The following is a 7,927-nucleotide window of genomic DNA, read 5'->3' on the forward strand; positions in this document are numbered from 1 at the left end:
GTGCACATGCGAAACGCTGCCGACTTTGTTGTCGTCTGCGTCGTAAATCGTGGCGTCTTCGAGAATGTCTGGTGTCAGTTCGGTGCTTGTGAGGCGTACGTGGTTGGTGTGATCCATCTTTCGAGACTCCTGTTGGGTGGAATATTTGAACCTCTCAGCCGAGCAATCGTTCCGAACAATTCCGGGGGCGACGGACGGACGACGCAAGGACGCTAGAAGCCTCAACTCAGCCTCCGTCCGAATTGACTCGCAAAGCTCCGTACGGAAGCGTACAAAAGGAAATCGTCAGCAGCACAGTTGGGGCGCTGACGCTTGGGAGTGACCATCGCTCTTGCCCATCACGAGGCATGGTGTTGCACGGCGAAGGAGCCCGAGCACCCCGGTCTGCCATTGGGCGCGATGACCGCGCTGGCGCGGGATACAGGCGCCACTGAACAACAGATACGCGAAATCATATCGCTCCTCGGGTTCGATCGCGCCTCTATCCTGCGGGAGGCTCGTTTGCTGGCGAAAGATAGTCAGCCAACAAGGCCTTCGAGTCTTCAGCAGTAACTGTCGGTTTCATACCAACGCGCCCGCCCGTCTAGTGCTGCGCGAGACGAAGTCTATGGTTCGTTACCGTCCGCTCGTTCGACGGGCGCGGCCGGCTAAGAGATCCCAGTGCTCTTGCCCAAGGGAAAAGAGTCTCGTGGATTACCAGACACTGCAAGCCAAGAGCGAATTGCTTCGCCGGATGAGCGCGGACGATTTCGCGCGGCTACGTCCGCATCTGGCGAGTGTTTTTCTTGAGTTGCGCGCGCCGCTGGAGACCGCGGGGCAGAAGATCGAAGCCGTCTATTTTCTGGAAAGCGGGCTGGCCTCGGTAGTGGCGAGGACTTCGCCTGCGACCGAAGCCGAAGTCGGAATCATCGGGTTCGAAGGAATGACCGGTTCGGCCCTGGTCATGGGGGACGACCAGGCCAACTTTGATTGTTACGTCCAGTCGACATGCGAGGCTCTCCGGATAGAGGCTGCCCCCTTCGTCGAAGCCCTGGAGGACAGCCCTACATTGCGGTCGTTCCTGTTGCGCTATGTCCAATATTTCCATGTTCAGACAAGCTATACGGCATCGATCAACGCGCGGCAGAGCCTGGAAGTTCGACTGGCAAGATGGCTTTTGATGTGCAGCGACCGCACTGTCGGCGACAGGCTTATGATAACCCATGAATTTCTGTCCATCATGCTTGGTGTGAGGCGTCCGGGGGTTACCGTCGGCCTCCAGATGATCGAAAGTTACGGTTATATCCGAGCGCGCCGCGGAGAGATTACGATCCGCGATCGAGACGGTCTCATGACGTTGGCGCGAGATTCTTACGGTCCACCCGAAACCCAGTACCGCCGGCTGATCGGAGATTTGGGCTCGAAGCATCCCGCGAGGCAGGAGCGGCCTCTCGTTTGAGCGCGCCGGGCCAACAGAGGCTTCTCCGCCACAGAGCCGCCAGCGGACATTTCGAGTGGCCGGCGCGATGATGCCGGTGAGACACCGTTGCCTAAACCCGCGCCGGCCACTGCGGCATGTTTTGGGGATGCCGCGTTGCCAATCTAGTTGCCGACAAGCAACTGGCAACGAAAGCTCACGGTTTGGTAAGAACCGTACGTACATGCACGCAAACTCCCTCGGTCGCGTTCAAGGCATGCTCGCGAAATCCTGAGTTGAATACAGTCCCTCGATAAAATCCGGATTGGCAGGCCCTGTCCGTCGTTGTGGTGACGTCCGCAGGGTGGGTGCAGATTGGCTGGCCAGGTTCCGATATTGCCAGGCGGGCTGGCCTTCACCATCTTAGCTGGGATGGCGACACCCAAATCGAAAACACTCGACTCCGGCTCATCCGGGCTTCAGCACGATCTCTTTGGTGCTGCCGACGACCTACCGGAAGGTTTCTTCTATCAGCCCGAGTTGATCACGGCGCAAGAAGAAACGGAACTCGCCCGGCATCTGGAAGGCCTGCCGTTCGAGGCGTTCGATTTCCATGGCCATCTGGCAAACCGGCGCGTCGTCGGTTTTGGCCTGCGTTACGACTACGACAGACGCCAGGTCGTCGAGGCGCCGCCGATCCCTGACTTCCTGCTGTCCCTGCGCGACAAGATCGCAGCGTTGGCAGGCCGGCCCGCCAACGCCTTCGCGCAAGTGTTGATCAACGAATACCGGCCCGGCGCCTGCATCGGCTGGCATCGAGACAAGCCTCATTTCGAAGACGTTGCGGGTGTTTCGTTGCTGGCGCCTTGCAGCTTCCGGCTCCGGCGGAAGAATGGCACCAAATGGGACCGCCGGACCATCGTCGTCGAACCAAGGTCGGCGTATCTCATGACCGGACCATCGCGCATGGAATGGGAGCACAGCATTCCGGCGGTTGACCTGCACCGCTACTCGATCACCTTGAGGACATTGCGCGCCAACTCCGCATGAGCATCGCGCGCCGAGCCGTTCTGTCGCATTGCCAGCGCCATCACGAGTTCTTGAACGCAAAACGGTTCCGGGAACCTCCCAACCACAAGTTGGTTTGGAGGACAGGTACAGCTTCAAAGGTGGAGAATGTCCATGGCCCGTGCCCGATCCGTGTTGGTGGCAGCCAGGCGTCCGTTCCATAAAACGCCGATGGCGGTCGCAAACGCATGTTTCGTCGGCACATTGCTGACCGACGTTGCCTATTGGCGAAGCGCTGAAATGATGTGGGCAGATTTTTCCGCCTGGCTGCTCCTTGCCGGCCTGGTTGTAGGCGTGCTCGCGGTCCTTGCAGCACTTGTCGATTTGTCTACCGGCCGACTTGCCCGTCAAGCCGGGCCTGCATGGCCATATCTCCTTGGCAGCCTCGTCGTGCTCGTCATATCGCTCTTCAACGCACTGGTGCACAGCCGTGATGCCTGGACCTCGGTCGTGCCGACGGGGCTCATCCTGTCCGCCGTCGCCGTGATCGTTATCCTCTTGCTGGGACTGCTGGGATGGAGCTCCGGCCACACTCAAGTGGAGGTGGTCGAATGAATGTCTCCGCCAGACATATCCGGCGTATCGCGAGCCTCGGTCTGCTGTTCGGATCGATTTTGGCGCTGCCCGCATGCAGCGATAACGAACCGGATCCCACCGATCAGGTCGGAGCAAACCCGACGCTGCCTGAACCTATTCAGTATCTGGTGCCGCCCATGCATGTCGCGTCGGTCGTCGGTTGGAAACAAGACGAGAAGCCGACCGTCGCCAAGGGTTTGCAAATCCAGGCCTTTGCCAAGGGCTTGAGGCATCCGCGCTCGCTTTACACATTGCCGAATGGTGACGTTCTGGTGGTCGAATCCGTGGCGCCGCCCGGTGCCGCGATCAAGCGGCCGAAAGACCTGATCATGGGCTGGATCGAGTCGATGGCGACCTCGGGCGGCGGCACCGAAGGAAGCAACCGTATCACCCTGCTGCGGGATACGAACGGCGATGGTCTGCCCGATGTCCAGGAGGTCTTCCTCGATCATCTCAATTCGCCCTTTGGCGTGGCCCTGGTCGGCAACGATCTCTACGTCGCCAACACCGACGCCATCGTGCGTTATCCCTACACGTCGGGCGACACCAAGATCACCGCGCCGGGCGCCGTGCTGACGCCATTGCCCGGCGGACCTATCGATCACCACTGGACAAAGTCTCTCGTGGCCAGCCCCGACGGGTCTCGGCTGTATGTCGGCATCGGATCCAACAGCAACATCACCGAGAACGGCATCCAGGCGGAAAAGGACCGGGCCGCCATCTGGGAAGTCGACAGGGCCACTGGCCGCTATCGTATTTTCGCGAGCGGCCTGCGCAATCCCAACGGGCTGAGTTGGGAGCCGCAGAGCGGCGCGCTGTGGGCTGTGATCAACGAGCGCGACGAGCTCGGTCCTAACCTGGTTCCCGACTACATGACCTCGGTCAAGGACGGCGCGTTCTATGGTTGGCCGTACAGCTACTATGGTCAGCATGTCGACCCGCGCGTGATGCCGCAGCGGCCGGACCTCGTCGCCAAGGCGATCCCTCCCGACTATGCCTTGAGTTCCCACGTCGCACCTCTGGGCTTGACGTTCTACACTGGAACCAACCTGCCGGAGCTCTATCGCAACGGCGCCTTTGTTGGCGAGCATGGTAGCTGGAACCGCAAGAGCTTCAACGGCTACAAGGTCGTTTTCGTGCCGTTTAAAGACGGTCATCCAGATGGCAAGCCGCAGGACGTCGTCACCGGTTTCCTCGGCAAGGACAACAAGGCGCACGGGCGGCCCGTCGGCGTTGCCGTCGACAAATCCGGCGCGCTGCTGATCGCCGACGATGTCGGGAACACGGTCTGGCGCGTAACTTCCACGAGCCAGTAGGCACCTGCATAACGCTGATCGCTTCACTATCTCGGTGCGAATTCCACCAGCGCCTTGACGAATTCTGCCGGTGCCTCGATCGGCAGGAATTCGCCGCAGTTGGCGATCATGTGACCTTGCAGGTTCTTTGCGCCAGACATCCTCAGACCTTCGAGGTAATCGTCAATCGATCCAAAATCCGCGTCGCCGCGGATATAAAGGATCGGAACTTCGATGCGCGCCGGGGCATTGGCCTCGGCATCCTGCTTGAACGCGCGATACCAATCAAAGCCGGCCTTAAGTGCCTCCGGCCTCGCATAGGCCTGCGTCAACGTCTCCCGCATTTCATTGGTCAATGCTTCGGGACGGCCGGCGAGCAGATCGAAGAAAAAATCGAAGTAGGCGCGTTGATGGCCCGTCACCAGCAACTCCGGTAACTCAGGCACCGCATGAAACGCAAAGTGCCAGATGCCCGGGTTTGCGACTACCTTCGTCCATGGATGAAGGCCGGGGATAACCGTATTCATCGGCACCGCGCCGACGATGCGACCGCCATGATGGCGAGCAGCAGCGAAGGCAATCATGCCGCCCACATCGAAGCCTGCAACGACGATGGATTTGGCCCCAAGCGCCTCGGCGGCTGAAATCACAATATCGGCAAGAACCTTCTTTTCCGCCGACGGCGGAGTGCCACGCGATTCACCGATCTCCGGAAGATCGAAAGCCAGCGTAAAGTATCGCGTGCCGAGTTCATCGAGCACACCATCATAGATTTTCCGGGAATGGGGCCAGCCGTGCAGAAGGATCAAGGCCGGTCGGCGCGGATCGCCGGCCGTGGATACCGCCAGCTGCATATCGCCTGCTTCGAGGGTCTGGACGAGCATCGTCTATCCATTTTCGGGAACTCAGAAGAAAACGAAGAGCGAACGAATAGGTTGCCCCACCAGTTCAATCTGCGTCGCTCGCCGCTGTCCGTTCTCCAACGTCTGTGCTCAAGGACCAGCCCGCTTTCTGAGCCGGCTCGACCGTCACCAAGTGGGAGGAGGGGGCCATCCACCGGCCCTGTTGGTCCGCCTGCGGAACAAGCATTTAACCCTGGCGTTAGAATGCCGGGCGATCCCGCAACGGGCGAATGGGCAGTCGCGAAGTCGTCGCGGCGGTTTGCAATTAGGACAATGCAGGGAGATTCACATGCCGCTTACGGCCTTCGCACTCAATTGCTCGCTCAAAGCTTCGAACGACAGGGAAAAATCCTCCACCGATCGGTTGCTCGCCGATGTCCTGGCGGCGTTGATGCAATACGATGTGAAGGGCGAGATCGTGCGTGCGCTCAGCCACGATATCAAGCCCGGCGTGCTCTCCGACATGGGCGAGGGCGACGATTGGCCGAAACTCAGAAAGAAGATACTGGCGGCCGACATCTTCGTGCTCGGGCTTCCGATCTGGCTTGGCCAGCCCTCGAGTGTGGCCAAGCGCGTCCTGGAGCGGATGGATGCCTTTCTCGAGGAGACGGATGACAGAGGGCGAATGCCGGCAGCAGGAAAGGTGGCCCTGGTGGCCATCGTCGGTAATGAGGACGGTGCGCATCACTGCCACGCGGAATGCTTTCAGGCATTGAACGATGTCGGCTTCACCATCCCGGCCAATGGCGGGGTCTACTGGGTTGGCGAGGCGATGGAGGACGTCAACTATGTCGACCTGCCGGCAACTCCGGAAAAAGTCTCGGGTGCGATCGAAATGGCAGCCTCAAACGCCGCCCATCTCGCTGGATTGCTGAAAGACCAGGGCTATTCGGGCGTCTCGGGATGACCTTTGTTCGCCTAAACAACTTTGAGCGGCCAGACATTGCAGCGTCGATGAGGTCTCAATCGGGAACAGGAAGGCTTGTAGCGAGTTCATATTCTCATCAGCCGGCGACCGCCGCTCCGTCTACACGGCGCGAAGCCGCAAACAGGAGAGCAAGTCATGGGTCTCGGCACAATTCTTATCATCATTCTGATTATCGCATTGCTTGGCGGCTTTAGTGGACTTGGCGGCGGGCCATTCTACGGCACCGGCTATTACGGGGGCGGCGGCCTCGGTCTTCTGCTGCTTATAGTCATAATCCTGGTCGTGCTCGGGCGTCTCTAGCCGAGTCCGCCATGCGGTGGCAGATTGTATCACCTGCCGCTTGCGGTTCTCTTCGGAGTTGCTTTGAATCCATAGCAGTCCGGCAATGACGGTCCGCCCTCTGGAGGGCGGACCACTCGTCGGACATATCAGGTCAAAATCAGCACGATCTTGAACGTATCCGGATCAACGATGACGATCCGACCGTCCGCAAGCACGAAATACTCGTAGCTTTCGTAAGCGGGAACGATCTTGACGATACGAGCCGGCAGCCGATGCAGCCTGACCTTGTGCCGCGGAACTTCGACGCCGACGCTGATGTCAAAATTGACATTGGACACAGGCTCGACCTTCGTCTCCCGGATAATCTGAGTGACTTGGGTTTTCTGCTCCACCGTCACGTTGTTGATGGAACCGGTCGACGTCGTATCCTGTGTCGAGGCCTTGCCCTGGGCCTGCTGGTCGGTGGTGGTGCCGGTCTTGCCCTGAGCCTGCTCGTCGGTCTGCATCTTGGTCTTGCCCTGGGCCTGCTGGTCGGTGGTGGTGCCGGCCTTGCCCTGAGCCTGCTCGTCAGTCTTCAGCTTGGCTTTGCCCTGGGCCTGCTGGTCGGTGGTGGTGCTGGCCTTGCCCTGAGCCTGCTCATCGGTCTTCAGCTTGGCCTTGCCCTGGGCCTGCTGGTCGGTGGTGGTGCCGGCCTTGCCCTGAGCCTGCTCGTCGGTCTTCAGCTTGGCTTTGCCCTGGGCCTGCTCGCCCATCTTGGAGCCGTTCTGGCAGTCAGCCTGCCCGGAAGCGCAGTTGGCGTCTGCGCCAGATTGGCTTTCGGTCTGTTGTGTCTGAGCCGCCGCCGTTCCACAGCCGAGCCCGATGGCCAGCATGCTGGTAATGAGAACACGTTTCATGGGAAATCTCCCTGGGTAAGGTTCGTCCCTTCACTGGGTAGAACCAGCACCCAAAAAAAATGTTCCGAGATAGATGCGTGAGTGCTAAAAAACGACCCCGCTTGAGATCATACGATCGCGGGCGGAAGCCGCCGTTAAAGCGACCTTTTCAACCTTGGCGATTGCCCTAGCTGTCTCCGGAGAGGAGACCGACATGGCAATCTATAGTCTGAGAGTGGTCAGCTTCATTTTCGTTGCCCTGGCTTTCGCTCCGGCCGCCGCGCATTTCTTCGCTATGTTCAACAAGATGAAGCTCGACGGGCCAAACTATCTGGCTGCGCAGCGCGCCTATGATGGATGGAGCCTGTTCGGCATCGTGGTGCTGGGAGCATTGCTCTCCACGGCCGCCCTGGCGATCCTGCTCTATCGAGCGAGCGCATCTTTCGGCTTGGTTGTTGTCGCCTTTCTAAGCATCGGCGCCACGCAGTTTGCCTTCTGGACGCTGACCTATCCAATCAATCAGGCGACCCGGAACTGGACTGTCCTCCCTGAAAACTGGGAGCTGCTGCGGCGCCAATGGGAGTATTCGCATGCCATCGCCGCAG

Annotated in this window: 9 protein-coding genes and 1 pseudogene; 7 read left to right on the forward strand and 3 right to left on the reverse strand. The window is 59.7% G+C overall.

Features of this window, described 5'->3' with window-relative positions; genetic code table 11:
* Positions 1-117, reverse strand: a pseudogene (locus tag ENZ74_RS35110) (PRC-barrel domain containing protein); the annotation flags it as partial.
* 571 nt (positions 118-688) lie between these two features.
* Between ENZ74_RS35110 and ENZ74_RS14430 the strand changes: the two are divergent.
* From ENZ74_RS14430 to ENZ74_RS14445, 4 genes are all read left to right on the forward strand, one after another.
* Positions 689-1,438, forward strand: coding sequence for a Crp/Fnr family transcriptional regulator (locus ENZ74_RS14430; RefSeq protein ID WP_082826458.1), 750 nt, complete (start codon positions 689-691; stop codon positions 1,436-1,438).
* A 390-nt stretch (positions 1,439-1,828) separates the two neighbouring features.
* Positions 1,829-2,446, forward strand: a complete 618-nt coding sequence (locus tag ENZ74_RS14435) for an alpha-ketoglutarate-dependent dioxygenase AlkB (protein WP_063168028.1) — start codon at positions 1,829-1,831, stop codon at positions 2,444-2,446.
* A 132-nt stretch (positions 2,447-2,578) separates the two neighbouring features.
* Positions 2,579-3,019, forward strand: coding sequence for a DUF2231 domain-containing protein (locus tag ENZ74_RS14440; protein WP_050580528.1), 441 nt, complete (start codon positions 2,579-2,581; stop codon positions 3,017-3,019).
* Entirely contained in the window at positions 3,016-4,356 is a 1,341-nt protein-coding gene (locus ENZ74_RS14445) for a sorbosone dehydrogenase family protein (RefSeq protein ID WP_013531543.1), read from the forward strand. The genes ENZ74_RS14440 and ENZ74_RS14445 overlap by 4 nt, the downstream gene beginning before the upstream one ends.
* A gap of 26 nt (positions 4,357-4,382) precedes the next feature.
* Here the strand turns inward: ENZ74_RS14445 and ENZ74_RS14450 are convergent, their stop codons facing one another.
* Positions 4,383-5,219, reverse strand: a complete 837-nt coding sequence (locus tag ENZ74_RS14450; RefSeq protein ID WP_063168027.1) for an alpha/beta hydrolase — start codon at positions 5,217-5,219, stop codon at positions 4,383-4,385.
* Between the two features lie 307 nt (positions 5,220-5,526).
* Here ENZ74_RS14450 and ENZ74_RS14455 point away from each other — a divergent pair, with 307 nt between their 5' ends.
* Positions 5,527-6,144, forward strand: coding sequence for an NAD(P)H-dependent oxidoreductase (locus ENZ74_RS14455; protein ID WP_013531545.1), 618 nt, complete (start codon positions 5,527-5,529; stop codon positions 6,142-6,144).
* Positions 6,145-6,300: 156 nt separating this feature from the next.
* On the forward strand, positions 6,301-6,465 hold the full coding sequence (locus ENZ74_RS14460; protein ID WP_013531546.1) for a DUF3309 family protein: 165 nt from the start codon (positions 6,301-6,303) through the stop codon (positions 6,463-6,465).
* 128 nt (positions 6,466-6,593) lie between these two features.
* On the opposite strand, the gene ENZ74_RS14465 is transcribed toward ENZ74_RS14460, so the two are convergent.
* Positions 6,594-7,343, reverse strand: coding sequence for a DUF1236 domain-containing protein (locus tag ENZ74_RS14465; RefSeq protein ID WP_127273922.1), 750 nt, complete (start codon positions 7,341-7,343; stop codon positions 6,594-6,596).
* A 154-nt stretch (positions 7,344-7,497) separates the two neighbouring features.
* Here ENZ74_RS14465 and ENZ74_RS14470 point away from each other — a divergent pair.
* Positions 7,498-7,927: hypothetical protein (locus ENZ74_RS14470; RefSeq protein WP_245470955.1), on the forward strand; the 430-nt coding region annotated here is incomplete at its 3' end.

This window comes from Mesorhizobium sp. M7A.F.Ca.CA.002.15.2.1 (assembly GCF_003998715.1).
GTDB classification, from domain to species: Bacteria; Pseudomonadota; Alphaproteobacteria; order Rhizobiales; family Rhizobiaceae; genus Mesorhizobium; species Mesorhizobium ciceri.